The following is a 22370-nucleotide window of genomic DNA, read 5'->3' on the forward strand; positions in this document are numbered from 1 at the left end:
CGCGGCCGAAGCGTCACCGATCATCGAATCGTGGTGAAGCAGGGCTCCGGCGCGGCGGCGCCGCATGACGGATCACCGCCGACTGCACCGTCCATGGGAGACTGCCCGATGAAATACGTCACGCTGATCGTCTCGGCGGCGCTGGCCATGGCGGCTTGCGCTTGCGCGTCCGCGCCGGCGCCGGCGCCGACGCCGGCATCGCCCCCCAAGCCGGAGGCCCGCTCCTATCTCGTGAGCGACGACGCGTCGGCCGACGTGGACGCTGCTTTGGCGCGGGCCCGGCAGTCGGGCAAACGCGTCCTGTTGGTGATGGGAGCCAACTGGTGCAGCGACAGCCGCGCCCTGGCCGGTTGGCTGGCGACCGATCGCTTCGCTGAACTCATCGACCGCAAATACGAACTGGTGTTCGTGAACATCGGGATGCCCAGAACCGGTGACGGACACAATCTGGGCATCGCCCGTCGTTTCGGCCTTCAGGAGCTGCCGGGCTTGCCGAATGTGCTGGTGCTGACCGGTGACGGCGTTCTGGTGAACCCCACGACGGCCACCAGCTGGCGGAACGCGGAAAGCCGGACAGGCGACGCGATCTACGATGAGTTGGCGACCTTGGCCGATCAGGGAGTCTGACGCGGCGCTTACCCTTTCAGTCCGCCAGCTGGGCGTTCCTTCCGGCGCTCAGCCCCAGCCCCGCCAGCACCAGGCACAACAGGCAGCAGGTGATCAGCGACGCCGACCAGCCGCCGGTCCTGTCGTGCAGGGCCCCGACCACCAGCGGCCCCATCGCCGACAGCATATAGCCCAGCGACTGGGTCATTCCCGATAGCCGCGCGGTCTGGGGCGCCGTGGTCGTCCGCAGACCCACGAAGGCCAGCGCCAGGATGAATACCCCGCCGTTGGCGAAGCCGAACAGGGCGGCCCAGATCATGGCCAGCTTCGGCGCCAGGAACAGGCCCAGGATCGCCGTCAGCGCCATCAGGGCCAGGCCGGCGGCCAGGCCGCGCTGGTCCTTCATCCGCCTGACCAGCGGCGCCAGCACCAGTCCGGGGAAGGCCGTCGCCAGCTGCATCACCCCGTGCAGCCCGCCCGCCGCCTCGGGCGCGAAGCCCGCCGCCACCAGCACCGACGGCAGGGACGAGACCATCGCGTAATAGAGGAACGAATTGACCCCGAAGAAGGCGGTGATCTGCCAGGCCAGCGGGGAGCGCCAGATCGCCCGCCCCTCGCCCGCCTCGGCCGTCTCCGCCGCCGGATCGGTCCGCCGCCGCAGCTGGGGCAGCCACAGCAGGGCGCCGGCCAGCGGCAGGACGATGAAGGCGCCCAGCGACACCTGCCAGTCGAACGCCTGGGTCAGCGGCACGACGACGGCCGAGCCCACGCCCGAGGCCAGCCCCATGGTCAGCGCATAGACGGCCGTCAGCTTGGCGATCTGATCGGGAAAGTCGCGCTTCAGCAGGCTGGGCAGCAGGGTGTTGCCGATGGCGATCCCCGCCCCCAGCACCGCCGTCCCCGCGTACAGCAGGCCGATCGGCCCGACCGACCGGGCCAGGATGCCGCCGCCGATCAGGACCAGCGCCAGGAACAGGGCCCGCTCCAGCCCCAGCCGGCGCGCCAGCCCCGCCGCGAACGGCGACACCAGGCAGAAGGTCAGCAGCGGCAGGGTGATCAGCGCCCCGGCCGCGCCGGCCCCGATCCCGAACGCCTTCTGGATCACGTCCAGCACCGGACCGACCGCCGTGAACGGTCCGCGCAGATTGGCCGCGAACAGCAGGATGCCCGCGATGATCCACACGGGGGCGAGGCGACGGGTCGAGGGCATGACACAGGAATCCGGGGGGAGGATTAAGCCTCATCCTAGCGCTGGCGGCGCCTTCCGGATTTCGCTATCCAGCCAGAAAGTATCTGAAAACGGCCAACCGCCATGGACCCCCTCAGCGCCAGCCTCGCCGCCTTCGATCCGGACATCCATGCCGGGCCGGCGTTCGCCATCGCCGTCAGCGTCAAGGACCACAAGGTCGAGGTGCCGACCCACGCCCACAGCAGGGGCCAGCTGGTCGTCGCGCTGCAGGGCGCGGTGACCTGTAGGGCCGAGGGCGGCCTGTGGATGGCCCCCATCGGCAGCGGCGTGTGGATTCCCGGCGGGGTCCCTCACAGCAATCACGTGACCGTCAACGGCGCCATCTGCATGCTGTTCGTCGATCCTGCCGTGCCGGACCTGCCGGAGCGGTGCTGCACCCTGCCCCTGTCCCCGATGGTGATCGAACTGATCCGGCACCTGGCGGCGACCGCCCCGCCGGGCCGGCCCGCCGACGGTCAGACGGACCGCATCACCCAGGTCGTCCTGGAGGAGCTTCGCCGTATCGAGACCACCGGCTTCCACCTGCCGATCACTGACGACCCCACCCTTCGCCTGATCGCCGACGCCCTGATGCAGAGCCCGGACGACCGCGCCTCGGTCGCCGCCTGGGCCGCCCGCGTGGCGATGAGCGAACGCGCCCTGGCCCGGCTGGTGGTGCGCGAGACGGCGCTGAGCTTCGGCCGCTGGCGCCAGCAGTTCCACATCGTCACGGCCCTGCAGAAGCTCTCCGCCGGCGCCTCCGTCCAGGCCGTCGCCCTGGACCTCGGCTACGGCTCGGTCAGCGCCTTCATCGCCATGTTCAAGGCCGCCCTCGGCGTCTCCCCCGCCCGCTACATCGCCCGCATGACCCGCCCGCACGCCGTGACCTCGTCCGCCGGGTGGGGCGGGTGACGCCGGGATCCTCTGGACTATCCCCTCGGCGCCGCTCTCAGCCTCAAGGAGCGCATGGCTGAGGTCTTCGGCGCCATGGCTGCTGGAGAAGCTGTTCGGGCAGCGGTAGAGGCGCGTTCGGACGAGTGCGGGTCGGCCTTATGACGCGGCGGACATTCGCCAGCCCATATCGGAGCAGGTCCAAGCCGAAGACGGAAAGGAATGGGATCGGGGCGCCTTCGTCAGGCGGAATGAACTCCGCCAAACACGTCAGGCCTCATTCGATCCCGAGTGCGTCCCTCAGATCTCCGGCGCGTCGCCGATGCGAGTCGATCTCCTGCTCCCGGCACTCAAGCTCTTCCCGCATCTTGTCTAGACCCGTCCCCGTTCGATCGGTGGTGTCCGCCCAAAGACATCGGGCGTCTTGTACAGCCGTGCTATGCTGGAAGACCTCGTCCGGAGCAGGCTCCGGCTCCGGGGCGAAGAGACGTTCGGCGAAAAATATCCAAAGGACGCCGAGGACACCGGCCGCGACGATGGCCGCGATCGCCGTACCTAGGAGCCACTCACCGCGCTTCGGCTCATTCGGTTCTGAAAACGGCCCGGGTTTGGGCGCCCCGTTCTCAAGACGACTTAGGCGGCGCTCATGATCGTCGAGGCGGCGGGTGGTCCAGCCATCCCCGGGATTATCCGGGAAGGAACCGGCTTGGGAGGCGTCGCCTTGCGCGTAAGAATGGCCTCTGGTTCTGGAACCCGCGGCGCCCCGCTGAACAGGCGCAACGGCGGGTATGGCCGGCTCGGTTGCGTTGCTATTGGGATCCATGATGCGGTGAGATCCGGAAGCCGTCACCGACTGCCTGAGCGCCGAAGTCGTACCGACAAGGACTTCCGAAGCAATCGAGTACGCCGATTGGACCTCGGCCGCTTCCAGAACCGTTGGCAGACGTCGTGTTAGCTCGGACTCGCTCAGCCCGTTCATGTCGATATAGAGCCGTTCGAAACTGCCCTCAGTCAGCCCGCCATGACGTGGAACTTGGGGATCGAATAGCGGTCGCATGCGATCCCGCACGACTGCCGCGAACTCAGCCGCCGTGTATTGGACCTCGCCGTTCTCGAACATGGCGTGGGTAAGTTGCCGCAGATACTGCAGCGTCTCGGCCATCGGCGCACTGCAATTGCACGTCAGGATTCCCACACCGACATAGGTGTTGGCCCTTGAGTTACGCGGCAGCCTGGCCCCGATATAAAAGCCGAGCCAGGTGATCGTCCGGCCTTCGAGAGCGTAGCGTGAAAGCTTGAAGACGACATCCTGCTGCGTCCGCGGCACGGCTCCGCTGGGCAGCACGCACCATTTATCGAGGCGGTTGGATATCTCTCGCCCGATGGGTCCTGTCGGCGGATCGGCGGATCTCAGCTCCGCAAGCCGCGCGCCGATCCCGACCATCTCGTGCGGAGATCCAATGACCACCACATCCAGCCAGGGCGATGGGACGCTTTTCATCAGCGCGCGGTGAGCACGGCGTTCAGCGCGTCGATCAGGGAGCGGCGGGGCGGGCCGTTGGCCACCGTCACATCAGGGAACAAGGACCGCCGCAGCCCGTCCGTCTCGGAGACCGCCCTCCGCGCCTGGGCCGCATTGCCGTAGAGCCAGTTCATGATGGTGCGCGGGTAGCGTTGGAAGGTCGCCTTGAACGCGTGAGGCGGCTCACGATACTGGCCGTCTTTGAAGTATCCCGATGAGTACTGCATGAAGGCGCGCCGTTCGCGCGCCTCGCCTTCCAGAGCCATGCCCTGGAAGGTGCCCCACGCGTTCGGGTATCGGTCGCACAGGACCCGATCCACATCGTCCGCGCCCGCCTGACTGAAAAGCGGACGCGCATCCATCGGCGAAGCGAACTGATCCCACTTCGTCAGCAGGAACAGGTGGTGGTCCTGACGCCGGCGCTCCCGAAGCTCCTCGTATCCCCGCATGGCGCCCAGAAGGCCGAAATTGCTGCCAGGGGTGTCTCGGTCGTGGCCGTCGCTGATCGAATACGGCGCCACATAGATGACGGAGATGCCATGGGGATAGTTGCTCAGCACGTCGACGATTTCGGGCTGCAGCGCCTTGAACAGGTCAGCGTTGCGATCTTCGTTCGGCTGATAGTCCTCGCCTCGCCCATCCAGGAACGCGAACTTCACCGGATCCAGCCGGCTGTTCCGCGGCTTCACATCGACCGGAATGAAGAACGGATCCCCAATCGTCATGCCCACGGGTTTGCCCGTCGCCAACTCATATGCCGCGCGGTCGTAGGTGTCCTTGGCTTGCTGATGAAAAGCCCTCGACCGCGAGTCCGACGGATCGAGGATCGGCTCCCCCAGCGAGACGCTGATATCCCGCATCGTCTGGAGTCCCAGGATCAAGGACAGGATCAAGGACGACTTTCCAGCCTGCGAGGAGCCGAAGATCAAGACAGGGTGGCGATCCGTGCGGTCGAGGTTTTCGGCGATGCTGATGCTGGGCGAGAGCCGCCGCGGCGGGGTCAGGGGGAGATCGTCCATGCGCTCAGTTCCTCTTGATCGACCGTTGCGACCACAGGAAGCGCGGGTCCGTATAGAAGCGCGGATCGACGACGACGGCCTTCGCGCGAGCGGCGCTCCCAAACCGCACATTCAGCTCGGTCAGCAGCCCGATCAGGGCCAGGTCCAGGCCGATCGCGATAAGCAGGTAGACCCAGGTCGCGATGTGCAGGAGCCGCTTGCGGAACAGGTTCAGGGTCGAGGCGTAGGAGTTCACCTCATCGATCTGCAGACTGGTGATTTCCGGAGTATCGGCGGTCGTTTGTCCGCCCAGGCTGGCGAAGGTCTGTCGGTCGGCGTTGTAGTCGTCACGCGCCCGGTACAGAGGCTGGATGTCGATGCTGTCGACCCCTCCGATGCCGATGGCGGCCGCCTCTACCGTCTCCAGGCCGCGGTCCATTTCATCGTAATTGGCGCGGAGCTCATCGAGGAAGTTCAGACGGACCGGGCCCGAGGCGCCGATCAGGCCGATGTCCCCCCGAACCATTCTCTGAGCCATTTGAGCGTAGGACTGGTACACGCGCTCGGCTTGGGCGACGTCGCACGGCTGGATCGCGCCGGAGCCGTTCAGCTCTCGAAAACCGGGTATCTCGGCGCGCAGGTCCGCGATGATCGATCGCGCGGCGGGACCGACGCCGCAGTACGCTCCGCGGTTGGGGTTGACGATCTCCTCGTGAAGATTTTCCAGCAGCGCCGCCACCCGGGCCTGCTTCTCATTGTAGCCAACTGGCGTCAGCTGCACCTGGCCCGCGTCCCTGAGGGCGCCGTAACGGCTCCGCACCTCCGAGATGTCGGTCCTCAGGATGGCGCGGCTTTCAAACATGATGAAAGCCGCGTTGAGCGTGCCCAGAGCGCTGATGATCGCCAGGAAGATGTAGAATTTCCAACCGTGGTGCCACGCCGGTCGTTCCCCGCGTTCCCGAGCGGCGGCGCGATACTGGCCGACCTGGCGCGCGCAGATCACCGCGAGCAGGGTGATGAGCGCCGCGACGATGACCGCCCCCGGTCTGCTCTCCAGGATGGGAACGAACAGGTAGTACCAGCCGGTGAAAACCAGCGCGCAGAAGATCAGCAGCACCACCCAGGTGAAGATGGTCGCGACCGTGCGATTGCCCAAGAAAGCGCCCACGTCTCCCCCCGAGAAGCGGCTAAAAATCGGCGATTTTACCGACCCATGTTCGAAGAACATTGGATACTGCAATCATTTGGTCAAGGGGAAAAGACGACCATTGGCTGCACGGCGCCGCTGACGGAAACGATCCTGGGTTGATCTAGGAGGGCGCCCCCGCGACCGGCATGAACCGCCTCCCTGCAGCGGACCTTCTCAACGGCTGCAGCGAATCAACAGGCGGCCCCAGCCGCCTCTCACCTTCCCGATTGCGCCCCCAAATGGCTCCGCTAAGGTCCCCCCGCATCACAACAGGACCGTAACCTCATGCGTCTTCGCTCGATCTCGCTCGCCGCCCTTCTGGCGGTGATGGCTCCCGTCACGCCCGTGCTGGCCCAGACCTCCATCGCGCCGACCGCCGCCGCGCCCCAGGCCGCCGAGCTGCGCGCCGCGCCGGTGTCGCAGCTGGTCAGCGAGGTCAACATTCCGTGGAAGCGCTTCACGCTCGACAACGGCCTCACGGTGATCGTGCATGAAGACCGCAAGGCCCCCGTCGTCGCCGTGTCCGTCTGGTACAACGTCGGCTCCAAGGACGAGCCGGCCGGCTCGACCGGCTTCGCCCACCTGTTCGAACACCTGATGTTCGGTGGGTCCGAGAACGCGCCGGGCAGCTACCTCGGCCGCATGCGGAACCTGGGGCCGTCGAACCTGAACGGCACCACCTGGTTCGACCGCACCAACTATTTCGAGACCGTCCCGACCCCGGCGCTGGAAACGGCCCTGTATCTGGAAAGCGACCGCATGGGCTATCTGCTCGGCGAGGTCGGACAGGACGTGCTCGATCTGCAGCGCGGCGTCGTCCAGAACGAAAAGCGCCAGGGCGACAACGAGCCCTACGGCCTGTTCGAATACGCCCAGCTGGAAGCCCTCTTCCCCGAAGGCCACCCCTACCGCCACTCCACCATCGGCTCGATGGCCGACCTGGACGCCGCCAGCCTGGAGACGGTGCGCAACTGGTTCCGCGAGAACTACGGCCCGAACAACGCCATCGTCGTCCTGTCGGGCGACATCGACGAGGCCACCGCCCGCACCCTGATGCAGCGCTATTTCGGCGCCATCCCGCGCGGCCCGGTCAACACCCCGGCCCAGGCCGACGTGCCGACCCTCGCGGCGCCGATCGTGGCTGTCATGCATGACCGGGTGGCCAACACCCGCCTGACCCGCAGCTGGGCCGTGCCCGGCCTGCTCAGCGACGACGCCGTGCCGCTGGCCGTGGCGGCCCAGGTGCTGGGCGGCCTCGCCTCCTCGCGCCTCGACAACCAGCTGGTCCGCGACGAACAGACCGCCGTCTCGGCCTCCTCGTCGCTGTCGGACTTCCACCGCGTCGGCATGTTCGACATCTCGGTCGACGTGAAGCCGGGCCAGGACGCCGCCGCCGTCGGCCGCCGCCTGGACGCCATCATCGCCGACTTCATCGCCCACGGCCCGACCGAGGAAGAGGTCTCCCGCGTCGCCACCCAGTACGTCGCGCGCCGCATCCAGGCCCTGGAGCAGGTCAACGGCAAGGCCAATGTGCTCGCCGAAGGCCAGCTCTATGCGGGCGATCCGGACCACTACAAGAAGGAGCTGGCCGAATACGCCTCGGTCACCCCGGCCCAGGTCACCGCCGCCATGCAGCGCTGGCTGACCCGTCCGGTCTACGACCTGACCATCGCCCCGGGCGAACGCGAAGCCTATGAGGAGGCCGCCGCCGCCCCGTCGGGCGCGACCCCGGTCCCGGCCGCAGAGATCCAGCGCGTCGCCCGCGAGCCCATGCCCGAGATCGGCCAGGTGCCGGACCTGCGCTTCCCGGCCGTCGAGCGCGCCGCCCTGTCGAACGGAATCAAGGTCGTCTACGCCCGGGTCGCCACCGTGCCGGTGACCCGCGTCTCGGTCGAGTTCGACGCCGGCTACGCCGCCGACCGCGCCGACCGCCTCGGCGCCCAGGCCATGATGCTGGACCTGCTGGACGAGGGCACCACCACCCGCGACGCCAACCAGCTGGCCCAGGAAGAAGAGCGGCTGGGCGCCTCGGTCAACGTCGGCGCCACCATGGACCGCACCTCGGCCGACCTGTCGACCGTGACCGCCAACCTGGCGCCGGGCCTGACGCTGCTGGCCGACGTGGTGCGCAACCCGGCCTTCGCCCCGTCCGAGATCGAGCGCATCCGCGCCACCCGCCTGGCGGGCCTGGCCAGCGAGCGCACCAACCCCGGCGCCATCGCCGCCCGCGCCCTGCCGCCGCTGATCTACGGCGAAGGCAGCCCCTACGGCCGCTCCTTCACCGGCTCGGGCGACACGGCCACCATCACGGCCCTCAGCCGCGCCGACCTGGTCGCCACCCATGACGCCTGGATCCGTCCGGACAACGCCACCGTCTTCATCGTCTCCGACCAGCCCCTGTCCGCGGTCCTGCCCCAGCTGGAAGCCGCCTTCGGCGACTGGCGCGCGCCCGCGACGGCCAAGGGGACCAAGGACTTCACCGCCGCCGTTCCGGCCACCACCAGCCGCATCGTCCTGATCGACCGCCCGCAGTCGCCGCAGTCGCTGATCTACGGCGGCGCCGTCCTGCCGGTCTCGGGCACCGACGACCTGCTGGCCCTGAACGCCGCCAACGTCACCCTGGGCTCGGACTTCCTGTCGCGGATCAACTCGGACCTGCGCGAGACCAAGGGCTGGTCCTACGGCGTGCGCGGCGGGGTCAACGCCCTGCAGCACCGCGTGCCCTACATCGTCAACGCCCCGGTCCAGGCCAACCGCACCGGCGACTCGCTCGCCGCCCTGATCGCCCAGTACGACCGCTTCCTGCAGACCGACGGCGTCACGCCGACCGAGCTGGAGCGCACGATCAACGGCAACACCCGGTCGCTGGCCGGCGGCTTCGAGACCTCGGGCCAGATCCTCGGCGCCCTGCGCTCCAACGCCCTGTACGGCCGTCCGGACGACTACCAGACCACCCTGGCCAGCCGCACCCGCGCCCTGACGGCGGCCCAGATGGACGCCGCCGCCCGCCAGGTCATCCACCCCGACCAGTTCGTCTGGGTCGTGGTCGGCGACGCGTCGGTGGTGAGGCCGCAGCTGGAGGCCCTCGGCCTGCCGGTCGAGGTGCGCGAGACGCGGTAAGAACCCGGTCACCCTCCATCCCCGGGCCGCTCCGGGGATGGAGGCGGCGGCCCGGACCGCCTCAGGCGTGCCGGCTGTGGTGCCGCTCGGCCATGTACCGACCCGGAGACGTGCCCAGCGTCTTGCGGAACATCGTCACGAAGCTGGGCATACTCTCGTAGCCCAGGTCGGTGGCCACCTGCTGGATCGACGCCCCGTCGGCAAGCCATTGGACCGCCAGAATGATCCCGAGCTGCTGTCGCCAGCGCCCGAAGCTCATGCCCGTCTCGCGGCTGATCAGGCGCACCAGCGTACGCTCGCTCAACCCCACCCGCCTCGCCCATCCTTCCAGCGTGCCGCGCTCGGACGGCGTCGCCATCATCAGTTCGGCCATGGCGCGCAGCCGCGGGTCGGTCGGCATGGGCAGGTGCAGGTCCTCGACCCGGGCCCCCGCGATCTCATCCAGCAGCACCGCGACCATCCGCGAGGCCGCGCCGCCTTCCTCATAGAGCAGCGGCAGATGCGCCGCCCGGACCAGGAGTTCACGCAGCAGGGGCGTCACCGACACGGTGCAGCAGGCCTGCGGCAGCCGCACCTCCACGTCCGACGCGACGAAGGCGGTGCAGCCCTCCAGCACGCCGGTCGCCTTGATGGCGTGCAGCGCGTCGCCGGGAATCCAGACGGCGCTGCCCGGCGGCACGATCCACAGGCCGCCCTCGATCTCGACGCTGAGCGCCCCGCGCTGCACCAGAAGCATCTGGCCCTTGGCGTGGCGATGCATGTCCAGTTCGAACTCGCCCATTCCCTTTGACGAGACGCCGTAGACGACGACGGGCCGCGGCACCTCGTCAGGCTCCACCCAATCCGTTTCAGGGGATGCGTCCGTCAGAATGGGAATGGCGACGCCCTCCACGGGTTTGGCGCAAACGAATAACAATCAGTCCAGACGTGTGAATGACGCCACGCCAACCTCCCGGTACCCCTTCGCCATTGATCCGTCGAGGTCGCTCGGCCTCATCATTAGAGAAGGACGTCTCGTGGACGCTTTCAGCACCGGTCGCGTAGCCGAAACCTTGGGCGACGATCATCAGGACGCCGAACCGGCTGGCCGCGCGGGTCCCGGCCCAGTCCCTCTGGCTCCGAAGCCGCGCCCGGAAGGCCGTCTCAGCGGCATGCTGCGCCGCCTCCTCATGCGCCGCGCCACTGTCACGGCCTGCGAGCCGGTCGCCGAAGGTTTCCGCCTGATCACCCTGGAGAGCCCGGATTTCCGAAGCCTCGAATGGACCCCGGGCGACAAGCTCCAGATCGCGATGGGGTCCGTCTTCGTCGCCCGAACCTATACGCCGATCGAGTGGGACGCTGAGGCGGGCCGCGCCCGCATCCTCGCCTACGCCCACGGGGCCGGGCCGGGCAGCGACTGGATCCGCGACCTGAAGGCGGGCGACGCCTGCGACGTCTTCGGCCCTCGCGCCTCGCTGGACGTCAGCTGGATTCCCGGCCCCGTCTTCCTGTTCGGGGACGAGACCTCCTTCGGCCTCGCCGCGGCTATGCGTCGGCAGGGCTATGCCGACAAGGTCGAATTCGTATTCGAGGTCAATGACATGGCCCAGACCCGCCGCGTTCTCGGCGCCCTGGATTTCCGGGCCTTCAGGCCGGTCGAGCGTCAGCCCGACGACGGCCACCTCATGGAGATCGAGACCCGCCTACCCGCGCTGGCCGCCTCCGGCGTCACCTTCGTCCTCACCGGCCGGTCGGTCGCGATCCAGCGCATGCGGCGCGTGCTGAAACGGCTGGAGCTTCCGGCGGAGCGGTTGATGACCAAGGCCTACTGGGCGCCCGGCAAGGCCGGCCTCGACTGACGGAACGCTCCCGCTGGGCTACAAGCGCCCCATGCCCTCCGTCCTCTTCGTCTGCCTCGGCAACATCTGTCGCTCGCCGCTGGCCGAAGGCGCCCTGCGCGCCGAGGCCGCGCGGCTCCGCCTCGACCTGATCGTCGACTCCGCCGGCACCGGGAACTGGCACGCGGGCGAGCCGCCGGACGAGCGGGCCCAGCGGACGGCGCTCAAGCACGGCGTCGACATCTCGGCCCTGCGCGCCCGTCAGGTGCGCTCCGCCGACTTCCGCCGCTTCACCCACGTCATCGCGCTCGACCACGAGAACCTGGCCAACCTCAGGAAGCTCGCCCCCGCCGACGCCACCGCCCACCTCAGCCTCCTCCTCGACCACGTCCCCGGCCGCGAGGGCCAGGCCGTGGCCGATCCGTGGTTCGGCGACGAGGCGGGCTTTGACGTGACCTGGGAGGACGTGACCGCCGCCGCCCGCGCCCTGGCCGCCGGCCTCAGCCGCGGCCGGTGATCCTGCGCCAGATCCGCTTGCGCGCCTCGAACACCGAGACGCCCAGGGCGGCGGCGCTGATCCAGAAGGTCGCCTCGGTCGCCACGGCGGCGACCACCGCCAGGATCAGCCGGGTCGTCTTGCCGACCTCGAGGTACAGCCCGACCCCCAGCGCGACCCAGCCGCAGACGGCGCACACGCCCAGCAGGGCGGCCAGGGTCCAGAGGAATTTGCGCCCCTTGCGAACCCCGGACGGGGCGGCGGCGACGGTCTCGGGGATGGGATCGGCGGACATGGACGGCGGCTCCTTCAAAAAACTCGGTCCTGATCCGAAAGTCCCGACCGCTTTCGGAGTCTTTCAGACCGAGGGCGGTTTTTCGGAACGCCGCCGATGAGGGACGCGGGATTGGGCAGGGATCAGGGGTTCGAGGCGCTGGCCGCCGAGCACGGCCCGATGCTGCGCCGCATCGCCGGCAGCTATGAAGCTGATCCGGAGGTCCGGCGCGAGTTGGAGCAGGACATCCTGCTGGCCGTCTGGCGCGCCCTGCCCCGCTTCCGGGGCGAGGCGCCGGTGCGCGCCTTCCTGGCCCGCGTCGCGCACAACCGCGCCGTCACCCACGTCTCGCGCGAGGCCTCGGCGCCGCGCCGGTCGCCGCTGGACGAGGCCCTGCCCTCGGCCGATCCCACGCCTCACGACCGGGTCGAGGCCGACGACCTGCGCGAGCGGCTGGCCGACGCCGTGCGCGCCCTGCCCCTGTCGCTGCGCCAGCCCGCCAGCCTGACGCTGGAAGGCTTCAGCCCCGCCGAGATCGGCCAGATGCTGGGCCTGAACGCCAACACCGTCTCCATCCGCCTGACCCGCGCCCGCGCCGACCTGCGCGCCGCCCTCAATCCGGAGGCCTCGCGATGACCCGACCCGACGCCAAGCCCGACGACTGGAGCGACCTGTCGCAGGTGTGGACGGCGCCCGAGGCCGCGTCCCCCGCCTTCATCCCCGCCGACCTGGAGCGGCAGGTGCGCCGCCGCGCCCTGCTGGCCACCGTCAACTTCCACGTCGAGGCCTGGGGCGCGGTCCTCGCCGGCGCCGTCAGCGGCTGGGTCGCGTTCCGGCATGACGCGCCGCTGCTGGGCTCCGCCGGCCTGGTCTTCGCGGTCTTCGCCCTGGTCGCGACCGTCTGGGCCCGGCGCGGCGCCGTTCCGGGAGAGGCCGAGACCCCCGCCGCCGCCCTCGCCGCCGCCATTCGCCAGGCCCGCTCCGGCCTGCGCTGGGCGCGCGCGGGTCAGGCGATCTGCGTCGCCGCCCTGCTCTTCCTCGCCGCCGTCGGCGTGACCTATCCGAACGCCGCCCTGCCGATGATCTATCTGGGAAGCTTCGTCTTCCTGGGCGCCATGGCCGTCTTCTACGAGCGGCACGCGCGGCGCTGCCGGCGCCGCATCGCGATCCATCAGGCGGCGCTGGAGGAACTGGAAACGGTCTGACCCAATATTCCGCTCATCCCCGCGAAGGCGGGGACCCGGTTCTGCCCAGCGGGACGCCGGCGTTTCAGGACTGGCGGACGGCTTTGAACCTCGCCGGTCCATCACTCAAGGCACGAGGTCCCCGCCTTCGCGGTGATGAGCGGATCTAAACGGTCCATCGCTCCACGATCCCCGTCGCCCGGCCGCCCGAGACCACCGCCCCGCCCGCGATGGCGTAGACCGTGTCTTCGACCCCGATGCCGACCAGGCCGTGCCGCGGCGTGCGCATGTCGGGGCCGCGCGTCCAGGCGTCGTCCGCCAGGGTGTAGACCCAGGTCTCGCGAAACACCCCGCCCCCGCCGCCTTCGCTCCGGGGCCGGAACCATTCGCCGCCGAAGGCCACCAGACGGCCCGAAACCGCCGCCAGGGCCAGCCCGCCGCCGACCTGCTGGCCCGAGGCTTCCGACATCGGGATCGGCGCCAGGGTGTCCCAGCGGTCCTCGGACGGGTTGTAGCGGTCCAGCCGCCCCGTGCCGCCGCCGCTGACCGTACGCCCGCCCGCGACCCAGATGGCCCCGTCCAGCGCCGCGGCGGCCGCGCTGTTGCGCGCCATCGGACAGGGCCGCCCCACCTCCCAGCGGTCGTCGCCGACGCGGTAGATCAGGTGCCGGTCGGTGTCCGCCTGATCGTTCCAGCTCCCGTTCGCCGCGCCCGCCGGGGTCCGGCCGGTGATCAGGTGCAGGGTCTCGCCCCAGCCCACGCCCACGGCCTCGGCCTGGGGCGACGGCAGGGGCGCGATGGGCTTCCACGCCCCCTCGGCCAGGACCCAGACGGTCGTCGTATTGGTCCACTCCCCCGCCTCGCTCCGGGCATAGCCGCCCATGACGTACAGGTCGGCGTCGCCCGCGATCAGCATCGGATGGTGCCGGGGCGCCGGCAGGCTGGGCCCCTGCCGCCACCGGCCGGTCCCGGGCTCCAGGATCGCCACCCGGTCCTCGATGTGCAGCGGCTCGCCCGGCCGCGCCATCAGGCCGCCCGCGACATAGATGTCTCCCGCGTGTTGGGCCGCATAGATCTCCTGGACCGGCCAGGGCATGTCCGGCCCGGCGGTCCACTCGCCCTCCCGCGCTCGCGCGGAGGCGGGGGCCAGGGTCGCGGCCCCGGCGACGGCGCCCGCGCCGGCCAGGAAGATTCGACGATCAATCCCGCTCATGCCCAACCCCTTTTCCCGCCCTGTTTCGAAGCTATACTGCCGCCGTCCAGCCCCTCCGGGAAGCCTATGTCCGAGATTGTGCGAAAGGCCTGAGGCCTCGCAGCATCGCCTGTGAAGAGCCTCTGAACCGCACGTCGGCGTGATTGCGCCGGCGCGTCTCTTCACGCCTTTCCGGACATTTTCGAAATGAACATCTCCCGTGCGGAGCAACGCACGCTGCACGCCCTGGCCCAGGGCGGCGGCATCGTGCTCGAACGCGACGACAGCGGCCGCATCCTGCGCGCCGACTGCTTCACCCGTGACGGCTTCCTGCTGACCGACTGCACCCTGTCGGTGTGGAAGAAGCTGAAGACCAAGGGGCTGATCCACTCGCTGGGCGGCGGCCCCTACCGGGTCAACCGCGACGGCCTGGCGCGCATGCGCAGCCAGCTCGACAACCGGGTCTCGGCCCGTCGCTGACTGGGCCTGAGAAGGACGCGCGCGGCCTACGGGTCCCGCGCGTCCACGCCCTACGTCCGGATTTGACGCATCCGCCCCCTACAGTGCCGCGTCATGACCGAGACCTATCGCATCCGATCCGCCCAGACCTGGGTCCAGGCCCGCGACGACTATCTGGCCGGCATGGACGCCGAGACCGTGTGCCGCCGCCATGACCTGGGCCTGTCGGCCTTCCGCCGCCGCGCCCGCAAATACGGCTGGCGGCGCGTGGATCAGGACGACGCCGCACCCGGCGATCCGGACCTGTCCATCTACGCCGACATCACGCCGGACGATCAGGTCGAGACGGCGCGGCTGCGCTTCGTCCAGGCCCTCAGCCAGGGCAAGGCCACGGAGGCCGTGCGCTGGCGCCGGCTGTGGCTGGAGCTGCGCGACGCGGTCGACGCCATGGACGCCGAGATGTTCCCGGGCATGAGCCGCGCCCAGATCAATGCGATCCTGGCCGCCGACCAGCGCGAAGACGACGAGACCGAGGAGGAGGCCCGCCTGCTCGCCATGCCCTCGCGCGAAGGCTCCGCAGCTCACCCCGTCTCAGTTGAAAAAGTGCACGATGTGCACTCCATTTTTTCCGGCGGCGGACGCACGGTCCCCGTCCCGCCCGGATTCAGCCCGCCGTCGGCAGGGCCCTGAGGAAAAGCACCCGCGCCGCGCCGTAGTCGCGGGCGTCCAGCCGTTCATATCCCGGCGTCTCGATCTCCGGCTCGTCCGAGCCGCGCTCGAACACGACCGTCGCGCCGGGTTTCAGCCAGTTGCCTTCCAGCAGCCGCGCCAGCGTCTGTTCGCCCAGGCCCTTGCGGTAGGGCGGGTCCAGGAAGGCGATGTCGAAGGCCTCGCCCGCCGAGCCGGGGCGCACGCCCAGGTCGGTGGCGCTGCGCCGGTGCACCCGCGTGCGGCCCATCAGGCCCCAGGCGTCGGCGTTCTCGCGGATGGCCCCGCGCGCCTCGTCCTCGATCTCGACGAACAGGGCGAAGGTCGCCCCCCGGCTGATCGCCTCATAGCCCAGCGCGCCCGAGCCGGCGTACAGGTCGATGACCCGCGCCCCGTCCAGCGGCTCGGCCCAGGCGGCGTGTTCCAGCACGTTGAAGATGGCCTGCCGCGCCCGGTCCGAGGTCGGGCGGGTGTTCTGCCCGTCCGGCGCGGTGATGGCGCGCCCCTTCAGGGTGCCGGCGACGATCCGCATTCAGCCCTCGCCCGCCAACAGGGCCTCGACCTCCGCCCCCGTCAGGCGCGGGCGCTCCCCGGCGAAGGCGTAGTTGCCCGGTTTGGAGTCGATATAGATTTCATTCTCGAAGGCGAACGCGCCCGGATCGTCGAACGCCTGGATCGACACCATGGTCATCCCGCCGGCCTTCAGCCGCCAGAACAGGCCCGCGCCGCAGGTCGGGCAGAACTGCCGCTCGGCCCATTCCGACGAGTCATAGGTCGACAGCGGCCCGGAGACCTCGACGCTGTCCCCGCAGTCGGCGCTCAGGGACACGCCGCCGGACACGCGGCGGCAGTTCTCGCAATGGCAGGCGTGCATGCCGCCCTGCGGAACCGCGGTGAAGGTCACGGCGCCGCACAGGCACCGGCCGGACAGGCGGGCGTCGCTCATCGTCTCTCCTCCAGGACCCTAGCGGGAGCCGCCGCGCGGGCCCGAGCGCGGACCCGAGGGGCGCGAGCCGCCGGGACGCGCCGCGCCGCCGCCGGCCGGCTTGCCGAAGCTGCGCCCGCCCGCGGGCTTGCCGCCCGGCTTGGCGCCGAACGCGGGCTTGGCCCCGAAGGCCGGCTTGGCGCCCGGCTTGCCCGCCGAGCTGCGAGGCCCGCCGGCGCCGCGCGGCTTGTCGATGAACTGGTCCGCGCGCGGAGTGAAGGCGCGCTTCGGCCGCTCGCCCCGGTCGCCGTCCTCGGGCTTGGCGGCGGCGGTGCGTTCGCGGGGCTTGAAGGTCTTGCTGTGCTCGAACTTGGGCTTGGCCTTGGCCCAACCCTCGCCCTTGGGCGCCCGGCGGCCGGTCTCGCCGCCTTCGCCCGAAGCGGCCTCGGCTGCGCGGGTGCGGCTGGGCTTGCGCGAGGGGTCGGACATGGCCGAGCCGGACGCGCCCTTGACGATCGGCGCCGAGGTCCGGCGGCCCGGGATGGGCGCGGGCGTCGACACCGTGTTGCCGGTGGGCAGGTTCTCGGGGCGGATGTGCTCGGCCAGCATCTCGCGGATCACCCGCGGGCCGACCTCCTCGACCGAGCCGATCGGCAGGGTGCCCAGCTGGAACGGACCATAGGCCAGGCGGATCAGGCGGTTCACGGTCAGGCCCAGATGCTCCAGCACCTTGCGGACTTCCCGGTTCTTGCCCTCGGTGATCGAGACGCTGATCCACAGGTTGGCGGGGCCGCGGCCCTCGCTGTCGCTCTTCTCGACGGCCTTCTCCAGCCGGGCCTCGATCGGGCCGTAGCGGACGCCGTCCACGGTCACGCCGTCCTTCAGCGAATCAAGCTGCAGCTGGGTCACCCGACCCCGGGCGCGGGCGCGGTACTGACGCACCAGCTCGGTCTGCGGCAGCTCCAGCGCGCGGCTCAGCTCGCCGTCGTTGGTCAGGATCAGCAGGCCCTCGGTGTTCAGGTCCAGGCGGCCGACCGAGATCACCCGCGGCAGGTTGCTGGGCAGGGCGTCGAACACCGTCGGGCGGTCCTGCGGGTCGTTGTGCGAGGTCACCAGGCCGGCGGGCTTGTGATAGCGCCAGACGCGGGTCGCCTGGGCGGCGCCGATCGGCTTGCCGTTGACCGTGATCACGTCGTCGCGGGTCACCAGGGTCGCGGGCGTGTCCAGAATCTTGCCGTTCACCGCCACCTTGCCCAGGCCGATCAGGCGCTCGACCTCGCGGCGCGAGGCGATGCCCGCCCGGGCCATGGCCTTGGCGATGCGCTCGCTGCGCTTGGGCGCCTCGTCGGCGGCGGGCTTGCCGCCCGGCTTGGAGCCGAACTTGCCCGCGGGCTTGTCGCCGCCCGGCCCGTCCTTGGGGGGGCCCTTGGCGAAGGGTTTGCCCTTGGCGGGGCCGCGCGCGTCCTCCGCGCCTTCGACGCGTTTGACGTAGGGTTTGCGGGGGCCGTCGCGGCTGTCGTCTTGACGCGGGCGCGGCTTCTTGTCGTTGTCTCGGGGATGGAAGGCCATGATGAGCGGTTCATGCACATGGCCTTGGCCTGTGCGCAAGCGGCGGCGGACGCGGGCGAGACCCCCGTGGGCTGCGTCATCGTCGACGAATCCACCGGCGAAGTGGTCGCGGAAGGCCGAAACGGCCCCATCGGCGCCCACGATCCGACCGCCCACGCCGAGATCGTGGCGATGCGCGCGGCGGCTCAAAAGCTGGGCAACTACAGGCTCACCGGCCTGACCCTCTATGTGACGCTCGAGCCCTGCGCCATGTGCGCCGGGGCCATCAGCCACGCCCGCATCGGCCGCGTGGTCTGGGGGGCGGACGATCCCAAGGGCGGCGCCGTGGCCCACGGCCCACGCTTCTTCGACCAGCCCACCTGCCACTGGCGGCCCGCCGTCCAGGGCGGCCTTCTGGCGGCCGAGGGCGGCGACCTGCTGCGGTCCTTCTTCCGCGCCCGGCGCAAAGGAACGGCGTCCGACACGGCGCGTTGATCCGCCGACCCTGTAACGGCAAGGCTTGCTCCGCATGAAGATCCTGATCGCCCCGGCCCTCGTCGTCCTGATGGCGGCGGCGGCCTGCGGACCGAAGCCCTCCGAGGCTCCGAGCGACGGCGATTCGGTGCGCGAGCGGGCGCAGGAGGCCCAGACCGCGCGCCGCCGCACCGGAGCCGAGGTCCAGGACCGCGCCCTGAACCGCGTCATCCGCACCGTCTACCTGTGCGCCAACAGCGAACGCCTCTCGGTCGATTTCGACAATCCGCGCCAGATGGCCACCGTGCGCAACTCCGGCGGCGAGGCGGTCGACCTGTTCCAGGAACGCTCGGCGGACGGCATCTGGTACCGCGCCTCCGGCTATGAACTGCGCGGCAAGGGCATCCTGGCCACCTGGACCGCCGACGGCCAGCCGCCCACCGACTGCCGCGCGGTGGACTAGCCGAAGGCCGCCAGCCGCGCGTCCAGCTTCGCCCGCACCTCGGGCCAGTCCTCATCCAGGATCGCGAACTGGGCCGTGTCGCGGATGCGGCCGGTGAAGGTGATCTTGTGCTTGCGCAACACCCCTTCGTCCCGAGCGCCCAGCTTGCGGATCGCCGCGCCGCTGGCGGGGTTCAGGGCGTCGGTGATGATCTCGACCCGCACCGCGCCCGCGTCGAAGGCGTGGCCCAGCAGCAGGCGCTTGCAGGCCGGATTGACCGCCCCGCCCCGCGCCTCGGGCCGGTAGAAGGTCGAGCCCAGCTCACACCGACGATAGTCGGGCTTGATCTCGTACAGGCTGGTCGTGCCGACCAGGGCGCCGTCCGCCTTGCGCCGCACGGCCCAGGCGATCCGGCTCCCCGCCGCCATGGCGGACAGGGCCGACGCCCACCAGGCCTCGAAATGCGGCCCATAGGCGGCGCTGACCATGATGTCCCAAGCCGCCGGATCGCAGTCCAGCGCCGCCCGGACCTCGTCCTTCAGAGCCTCCGTGAACGGCTCCAGCCGCACGAAGCGGTCCTGCAGGACTTCGGTCCGCAGGATCATCCGGCTCACGCCGCGCCCTCGGCCTTCAGGAAGGCGGCCAGGGCCGCGCGGTCGACGTTCTTGTCCACGAAGCTGTCGCCGATGGCGCGGGCCAGGATCAGGGTCAGGCGTCCGCCCTCGGCCTTCTTGTCGCCCGCCATCCGCTGGATCAGGGCCTCCGCCTTGAAGGCTCCGGCCTCGGCCAGCCGCACGGGCAGGCCCGCCGCCGCCGTCACCGCCTCGACCCGGTCGGCGTCGGCCTGGGCGCAGACCCCGGTCGCGACCGAGAAGCGGAAGGCCATGGCGCAGCCCAGCGCCACCGCCTCGCCGTGGGTCAGCAGATGCTCGTCGAAGCCCAGCTCGGCCTCGATCGCGTGGCCGAAGGTGTGGCCCAGGTTCAGCAGGGCGCGCCTGCCCGCCTCCTTCTCGTCCTCGCCGACCACGGCGCTCTTGATCTCGACCGAGCGGACGACGGCCCGCTCCAGCGCCGCCGCATCGCCCTTGGCTCCCGCCGCGCCGTCCCCGGCCAGCCAGTCGAAGAAGGCCGCGTCGCAGATCAGGCCGTGCTTCAGCACCTCGGCCCAGCCCGAGCGCAGCTGCCGTTCCGGCAGGGTGGCCAGCACATCGATGTCGGCCAGCACCAGCCGCGGCTGGTGGAAGGCGCCGATCAGGTTCTTGCCGCGCGGGGTGTCGATGGCCGTCTTGCCGCCGACCGAGCTGTCGACCTGCGCCAGCAAGGTCGTCGGGACCTGCACGAAGTCGATCCCGCGCATGTAGAGGGCCGCCGCCAGCCCGGCCAGGTCGCCGACCACGCCGCCGCCCAGCGCCACCACCACGTCGCTGCGGTCCAGGCCGAAGGCCAGCATCCGGTCCAGCACCCGCTCCAGCTCGGCGAAGGATTTGGAGCCCTCCCCCGCCGGAACGGCCAGCAGCCGGGCGCGGACGCCCGCGTCCTCCAGCGCCTTCAGGACGGCCGGGCCGTGGATGGTCGCCACCGTCTCGTCGGTCACCACCACGGTGCGGCCCCTGGCCAGCGGGGCGACCCGCGCGCCGAGCTCGCGCAGGAGGCCACGTCCCACGACGACGTCATAGGGGCGGAAGTCCCCGCCCGAGACCGGAACCGTCGTCGTCACGTCTTCGCCTCCACCGCCCCATGGGCCTTGAGCGCCTGCACGATGGCCTCGACCGCCTGCGCATGCGCGCCGCCGGCCACGTCGACCGTCACATCGGCCTCGCCGTAGACTGGATAGCGCGCCTCGGCCAGCGTCCGCAGGGTCTCCAGCGGGTCCTTGCCGCGCAGCAGCGGCCGGGTGTCCCGCCGCGCCACCCGCTGGGCGATGGTCTCCAGGTCGGCCCGCATCCACACCGTCATGGCGTTGGTCTTCATCAGGGCGCGGGTCTCGGCGTTCAGCATCGCCCCGCCGCCGGTGGCCAGCACCAGCCGGGGGCCTTCCAGCAGGCGGCGCATGACCCGCGCCTCTCCGGCCCGGAAGTCGCCCTCGCCCAGGCTGGCGAAGATGTCGGACACGGTCATCCCCGCCGCGGCCTCGATCTCGATGTCGCCGTCCGCGAACGGCAGCCCCAGCCGCCGCGCCAGCCGCCGGCCGACCGTCGATTTCCCCACCCCCATCAGCCCGACCAGGGCTATGGTGCGCTGATGCAGCGGAATCGCTTCGGAATCGGTCATCGCCGGCCTCGCATGTGCGGGCGGCGGGCGAACGGCGGGGAGGAAGGGCGCAGGCACGTCATGGTTCCCGTCACCTCTACACGAAGCGACGCTCCGGCGAAGGGGGCGTGGTGAGCAGCCCCCAGATCGAAGCCTTCCTGGAGATGATGGCGGTCGAGCGCGACGCCTCGCCCCACACCCTGTCCGCCTACGGCCGCGACCTGGCCGACGCCGAGGGCGGGGTCGACGGCGGGCTGATGGCTGCGGACGAGACGGCGGTCGAGGCCTGGTACGCCGGTCTGGCGGCGCGGGGCCTGTCCCCGGCCACCCAGTCGCGCCGCCGCGCCTCGTTGCGCCAGTTCTACCGCTTCGCCCTGGGCGAGGGCTGGCGGGCGGACGATCCCTCGCGCCGTCTGGACGCCCCGAAACAGGGCCGGTCCCTGCCCCACACCCTGAGCCGCGAGGAGATCGAGCGCCTGTTGGCCGCCTCCGCCGCCCGTGACGGGGCCGCCGGGATCCGGCTGGTGGCGCTGGTCGAGCTGGCCTACGCCTCGGGCCTGCGGGTGTCGGAGCTGCTGGCCCTGAAGGTCGAGGCCGTGCGCCGCGATCCCGCCTGGCTGATCGTGCGCGGCAAGGGCGGCAAGGAACGGCTGGCCCCGCTCAACGCGTCGGCCCGCGAGGCGGTGAAGGCCTGGCTGACCGTCCGCGACGCCGCCCGCAAGCCGGAGACGCCGGATAGCCCATGGCTGTTCCCCTCTCCCGTCGGCAAGAACGCCCTGACGCCCCGCCGCTTCGCCCAGTTGCTGGATCAGGCGGCCATCGACGCCGGGATCGATCCGGCCCGCGTCAGCCCCCACGTCCTGCGCCATGCCTTCGCCACCCACCTGCTGGAAGGCGGCGCCGACCTGCGCATCGTCCAGACCCTGCTGGGCCACGCCGACATCGCCACCACCCAGATCTACACCCACGTCGCCACCGACCGGCTCAGCCAGATGGTGCGGTCAAAACACCCGCTGGCGAGGGATGACTGAACCGCCGCTTGCTCAC

At 70.5% G+C, this 22370-nt stretch carries 25 protein-coding genes; 12 read left to right on the forward strand and 13 right to left on the reverse strand.

Translation table 11 applies throughout. The features are described 5' to 3' along the window. The first annotated feature begins 108 nt into the window (after positions 1–108). A complete protein-coding gene (locus AC3WRV_RS11505) occupies positions 109–627 on the forward strand; it encodes a thioredoxin family protein (protein ID WP_492313354.1) in 519 nt (172 codons plus the stop codon). A 16-nt stretch (positions 628–643) separates the two neighbouring features. On the opposite strand, the gene AC3WRV_RS11510 is transcribed toward AC3WRV_RS11505, so the two are convergent. Further along, complete coding sequence (locus AC3WRV_RS11510; RefSeq protein ID WP_492313355.1) at positions 644–1816, reverse strand: MFS transporter; 1173 nt, start codon at positions 1814–1816, stop codon at positions 644–646. A 102-nt stretch (positions 1817–1918) separates the two neighbouring features. On the opposite strand from AC3WRV_RS11510, the gene AC3WRV_RS11515 reads away from it, so the two are divergent. After that, positions 1919–2746 carry an AraC family transcriptional regulator gene (locus tag AC3WRV_RS11515; protein ID WP_492313356.1) on the forward strand — a complete coding sequence of 276 codons (828 nt, stop codon included), beginning with the start codon at positions 1919–1921 and terminating at the stop codon, positions 2744–2746. A gap of 256 nt (positions 2747–3002) precedes the next feature. Here the strand turns inward: AC3WRV_RS11515 and AC3WRV_RS11520 are convergent, their stop codons facing one another. The 3 genes from AC3WRV_RS11520 to AC3WRV_RS11530 are packed head-to-tail and all read right to left on the reverse strand — an operon-like array spanning position 3003 to position 6473. Beyond that, positions 3003–4169: a hypothetical protein gene (locus AC3WRV_RS11520; protein ID WP_492313357.1), complete on the reverse strand. Its 1167-nt coding sequence runs from the start codon at positions 4167–4169 to the stop codon at positions 3003–3005. A gap of 56 nt (positions 4170–4225) precedes the next feature. Continuing rightward, positions 4226–5266 carry a hypothetical protein gene (locus AC3WRV_RS11525; protein ID WP_291832142.1) on the reverse strand — a complete coding sequence of 347 codons (1041 nt, stop codon included), beginning with the start codon at positions 5264–5266 and terminating at the stop codon, positions 4226–4228. 4 nt (positions 5267–5270) lie between these two features. Next, entirely contained in the window at positions 5271–6473 is a 1203-nt protein-coding gene (locus AC3WRV_RS11530; protein WP_492313358.1) for a hypothetical protein, read from the reverse strand. A gap of 246 nt (positions 6474–6719) precedes the next feature. On the opposite strand from AC3WRV_RS11530, the gene AC3WRV_RS11535 reads away from it, so the two are divergent. After that, entirely contained in the window at positions 6720–9554 is a 2835-nt protein-coding gene (locus tag AC3WRV_RS11535; protein WP_492313359.1) for a M16 family metallopeptidase, read from the forward strand. A 61-nt stretch (positions 9555–9615) separates the two neighbouring features. Here AC3WRV_RS11535 and AC3WRV_RS11540 read toward each other — a convergent pair whose 3' ends face one another. Next, the gene (locus tag AC3WRV_RS11540; RefSeq protein ID WP_492313360.1) at positions 9616–10377 is read right to left on the reverse strand and encodes an AraC family transcriptional regulator; all 762 of its coding nucleotides are present in this window, start codon (positions 10375–10377) and stop codon (positions 9616–9618) included. Between the two features lie 328 nt (positions 10378–10705). Here AC3WRV_RS11540 and AC3WRV_RS11545 point away from each other — a divergent pair, with 328 nt between their 5' ends. Both AC3WRV_RS11545 and AC3WRV_RS11550 read left to right on the forward strand, forming a co-directional pair. Next, positions 10706–11392 carry a siderophore-interacting protein gene (locus AC3WRV_RS11545; RefSeq protein ID WP_492313361.1) on the forward strand — a complete coding sequence of 229 codons (687 nt, stop codon included), beginning with the start codon at positions 10706–10708 and terminating at the stop codon, positions 11390–11392. 31 nt (positions 11393–11423) lie between these two features. Next, positions 11424–11888 carry a low molecular weight protein-tyrosine-phosphatase gene (locus AC3WRV_RS11550; protein WP_492313362.1) on the forward strand — a complete coding sequence of 155 codons (465 nt, stop codon included), beginning with the start codon at positions 11424–11426 and terminating at the stop codon, positions 11886–11888. Here the strand turns inward: AC3WRV_RS11550 and AC3WRV_RS11555 are convergent. After that, entirely contained in the window at positions 11872–12162 is a 291-nt protein-coding gene (locus tag AC3WRV_RS11555; protein ID WP_492313363.1) for a hypothetical protein, read from the reverse strand. The genes AC3WRV_RS11550 and AC3WRV_RS11555 overlap by 17 nt on opposite strands. A 111-nt stretch (positions 12163–12273) precedes the next feature. On the opposite strand from AC3WRV_RS11555, the gene AC3WRV_RS11560 reads away from it, so the two are divergent. Continuing rightward, entirely contained in the window at positions 12274–12777 is a 504-nt protein-coding gene (locus tag AC3WRV_RS11560) for an RNA polymerase sigma factor (protein WP_492313364.1), read from the forward strand. Then, on the forward strand, positions 12774–13346 hold the full coding sequence (locus tag AC3WRV_RS11565; RefSeq protein WP_492313365.1) for a hypothetical protein: 573 nt from the start codon (positions 12774–12776) through the stop codon (positions 13344–13346). The genes AC3WRV_RS11560 and AC3WRV_RS11565 overlap by 4 nt, the downstream gene beginning before the upstream one ends. A 145-nt stretch (positions 13347–13491) precedes the next feature. Here AC3WRV_RS11565 and AC3WRV_RS11570 read toward each other — a convergent pair whose 3' ends face one another. Continuing rightward, positions 13492–14538, reverse strand: coding sequence for a Kelch repeat-containing protein (locus AC3WRV_RS11570; protein ID WP_492313366.1), 1047 nt, complete (start codon positions 14536–14538; stop codon positions 13492–13494). 186 nt (positions 14539–14724) lie between these two features. On the opposite strand from AC3WRV_RS11570, the gene AC3WRV_RS11575 reads away from it, so the two are divergent. Further along, positions 14725–14997, forward strand: coding sequence for a YjhX family toxin (locus AC3WRV_RS11575; protein WP_492313367.1), 273 nt, complete (start codon positions 14725–14727; stop codon positions 14995–14997). A gap of 93 nt (positions 14998–15090) precedes the next feature. After that, positions 15091–15666: a hypothetical protein gene (locus AC3WRV_RS11580; protein ID WP_492313368.1), complete on the forward strand. Its 576-nt coding sequence runs from the start codon at positions 15091–15093 to the stop codon at positions 15664–15666. Here the strand turns inward: AC3WRV_RS11580 and rsmD are convergent. From rsmD to AC3WRV_RS11595, 3 genes are read right to left on the reverse strand one after another with little or no spacing between them, the layout of a single operon-like run. Beyond that, on the reverse strand, positions 15641–16216 hold the full coding sequence (gene rsmD / locus AC3WRV_RS11585; protein WP_492313369.1) for a 16S rRNA (guanine(966)-N(2))-methyltransferase RsmD: 576 nt from the start codon (positions 16214–16216) through the stop codon (positions 15641–15643). The two genes, AC3WRV_RS11580 and rsmD, sit on opposite strands and share 26 nt — an antisense overlap. Continuing rightward, on the reverse strand, positions 16217–16630 hold the full coding sequence (locus tag AC3WRV_RS11590) for a GFA family protein (RefSeq protein ID WP_492313370.1): 414 nt from the start codon (positions 16628–16630) through the stop codon (positions 16217–16219). Positions 16631–16648: 18 nt separating this feature from the next. Further along, entirely contained in the window at positions 16649–18178 is a 1530-nt protein-coding gene (locus tag AC3WRV_RS11595) for a pseudouridine synthase (protein WP_492313371.1), read from the reverse strand. On the opposite strand from AC3WRV_RS11595, the gene tadA reads away from it, so the two are divergent. Together tadA and AC3WRV_RS11605 are read left to right on the forward strand one after the other, a co-directional pair. Beyond that, positions 18167–18652, forward strand: coding sequence for a tRNA adenosine(34) deaminase TadA (gene tadA / locus AC3WRV_RS11600; protein WP_291839590.1), 486 nt, complete (start codon positions 18167–18169; stop codon positions 18650–18652). The genes AC3WRV_RS11595 and tadA overlap by 12 nt on opposite strands. Before the next feature lie 34 nt (positions 18653–18686). Next, positions 18687–19094, forward strand: a complete 408-nt coding sequence (locus AC3WRV_RS11605) for an MliC family protein (RefSeq protein ID WP_291839588.1) — start codon at positions 18687–18689, stop codon at positions 19092–19094. On the opposite strand, the gene AC3WRV_RS11610 is transcribed toward AC3WRV_RS11605, so the two are convergent. From AC3WRV_RS11610 to AC3WRV_RS11620, 3 genes are read right to left on the reverse strand one after another with little or no spacing between them, the layout of a single operon-like run. Continuing rightward, positions 19091–19678: a GNAT family N-acetyltransferase gene (locus AC3WRV_RS11610; protein ID WP_492313610.1), complete on the reverse strand. Its 588-nt coding sequence runs from the start codon at positions 19676–19678 to the stop codon at positions 19091–19093. The genes AC3WRV_RS11605 and AC3WRV_RS11610 overlap by 4 nt on opposite strands. A 5-nt stretch (positions 19679–19683) precedes the next feature. Further along, positions 19684–20790, reverse strand: a complete 1107-nt coding sequence (gene aroB, locus AC3WRV_RS11615; RefSeq protein WP_492313372.1) for a 3-dehydroquinate synthase — start codon at positions 20788–20790, stop codon at positions 19684–19686. Next, entirely contained in the window at positions 20787–21344 is a 558-nt protein-coding gene (locus AC3WRV_RS11620) for a shikimate kinase (RefSeq protein WP_291839584.1), read from the reverse strand. Before AC3WRV_RS11620 ends, aroB begins: the two co-directional genes overlap by 4 nt. Before the next feature lie 110 nt (positions 21345–21454). On the opposite strand from AC3WRV_RS11620, the gene AC3WRV_RS11625 reads away from it, so the two are divergent. After that, a complete protein-coding gene (locus AC3WRV_RS11625) occupies positions 21455–22354 on the forward strand; it encodes a tyrosine recombinase (protein ID WP_492313373.1) in 900 nt (299 codons plus the stop codon). Positions 22355–22370 lie beyond the last annotated feature (16 nt).

It is taken from the genome of Brevundimonas sp. EU05-FHT14B11, assembly GCF_058790835.1.

What these genes read in the sequence shown, in the direction of transcription:
- AC3WRV_RS11505 (WP_492313354.1), top strand. Translation starts at nt 109, where the DNA reads ATGAAATACGTCACGCTGATCGTCTCGGCGGCGCTGGCCATGGCGGCT.
- AC3WRV_RS11510 (WP_492313355.1), bottom strand. Translation starts at nt 1,816, where the DNA reads ATGCCCTCGACCCGTCGCCTCGCCCCCGTGTGGATCATCGCGGGCATC.
- AC3WRV_RS11515 (WP_492313356.1), top strand. Translation starts at nt 1,919, where the DNA reads ATGGACCCCCTCAGCGCCAGCCTCGCCGCCTTCGATCCGGACATCCAT.
- AC3WRV_RS11520 (WP_492313357.1), bottom strand. Translation starts at nt 4,169, where the DNA reads ATGGTCGGGATCGGCGCGCGGCTTGCGGAGCTGAGATCCGCCGATCCG.
- AC3WRV_RS11525 (WP_291832142.1), bottom strand. Translation starts at nt 5,266, where the DNA reads ATGGACGATCTCCCCCTGACCCCGCCGCGGCGGCTCTCGCCCAGCATC.
- AC3WRV_RS11530 (WP_492313358.1), bottom strand. Translation starts at nt 6,473, where the DNA reads ATGTTCTTCGAACATGGGTCGGTAAAATCGCCGATTTTTAGCCGCTTC.
- AC3WRV_RS11535 (WP_492313359.1), top strand. Translation starts at nt 6,720, where the DNA reads ATGCGTCTTCGCTCGATCTCGCTCGCCGCCCTTCTGGCGGTGATGGCT.
- AC3WRV_RS11545 (WP_492313361.1), top strand. Translation starts at nt 10,706, where the DNA reads ATGCTGCGCCGCCTCCTCATGCGCCGCGCCACTGTCACGGCCTGCGAG.
- AC3WRV_RS11550 (WP_492313362.1), top strand. Translation starts at nt 11,424, where the DNA reads ATGCCCTCCGTCCTCTTCGTCTGCCTCGGCAACATCTGTCGCTCGCCG.
- AC3WRV_RS11555 (WP_492313363.1), bottom strand. Translation starts at nt 12,162, where the DNA reads ATGTCCGCCGATCCCATCCCCGAGACCGTCGCCGCCGCCCCGTCCGGG.
- AC3WRV_RS11565 (WP_492313365.1), top strand. Translation starts at nt 12,774, where the DNA reads ATGACCCGACCCGACGCCAAGCCCGACGACTGGAGCGACCTGTCGCAG.
- AC3WRV_RS11570 (WP_492313366.1), bottom strand. Translation starts at nt 14,538, where the DNA reads ATGAGCGGGATTGATCGTCGAATCTTCCTGGCCGGCGCGGGCGCCGTC.
- AC3WRV_RS11575 (WP_492313367.1), top strand. Translation starts at nt 14,725, where the DNA reads ATGAACATCTCCCGTGCGGAGCAACGCACGCTGCACGCCCTGGCCCAG.
- AC3WRV_RS11580 (WP_492313368.1), top strand. Translation starts at nt 15,091, where the DNA reads ATGACCGAGACCTATCGCATCCGATCCGCCCAGACCTGGGTCCAGGCC.
- rsmD (WP_492313369.1), bottom strand. Translation starts at nt 16,216, where the DNA reads ATGCGGATCGTCGCCGGCACCCTGAAGGGGCGCGCCATCACCGCGCCG.
- AC3WRV_RS11590 (WP_492313370.1), bottom strand. Translation starts at nt 16,630, where the DNA reads ATGAGCGACGCCCGCCTGTCCGGCCGGTGCCTGTGCGGCGCCGTGACC.
- tadA (WP_291839590.1), top strand. Translation starts at nt 18,167, where the DNA reads ATGGAAGGCCATGATGAGCGGTTCATGCACATGGCCTTGGCCTGTGCG.
- AC3WRV_RS11595 (WP_492313371.1), bottom strand. Translation starts at nt 18,178, where the DNA reads ATGGCCTTCCATCCCCGAGACAACGACAAGAAGCCGCGCCCGCGTCAA.
- AC3WRV_RS11605 (WP_291839588.1), top strand. Translation starts at nt 18,687, where the DNA reads ATGAAGATCCTGATCGCCCCGGCCCTCGTCGTCCTGATGGCGGCGGCG.
- AC3WRV_RS11610 (WP_492313610.1), bottom strand. Translation starts at nt 19,678, where the DNA reads ATGATCCTGCGGACCGAAGTCCTGCAGGACCGCTTCGTGCGGCTGGAG.
- AC3WRV_RS11620 (WP_291839584.1), bottom strand. Translation starts at nt 21,344, where the DNA reads ATGACCGATTCCGAAGCGATTCCGCTGCATCAGCGCACCATAGCCCTG.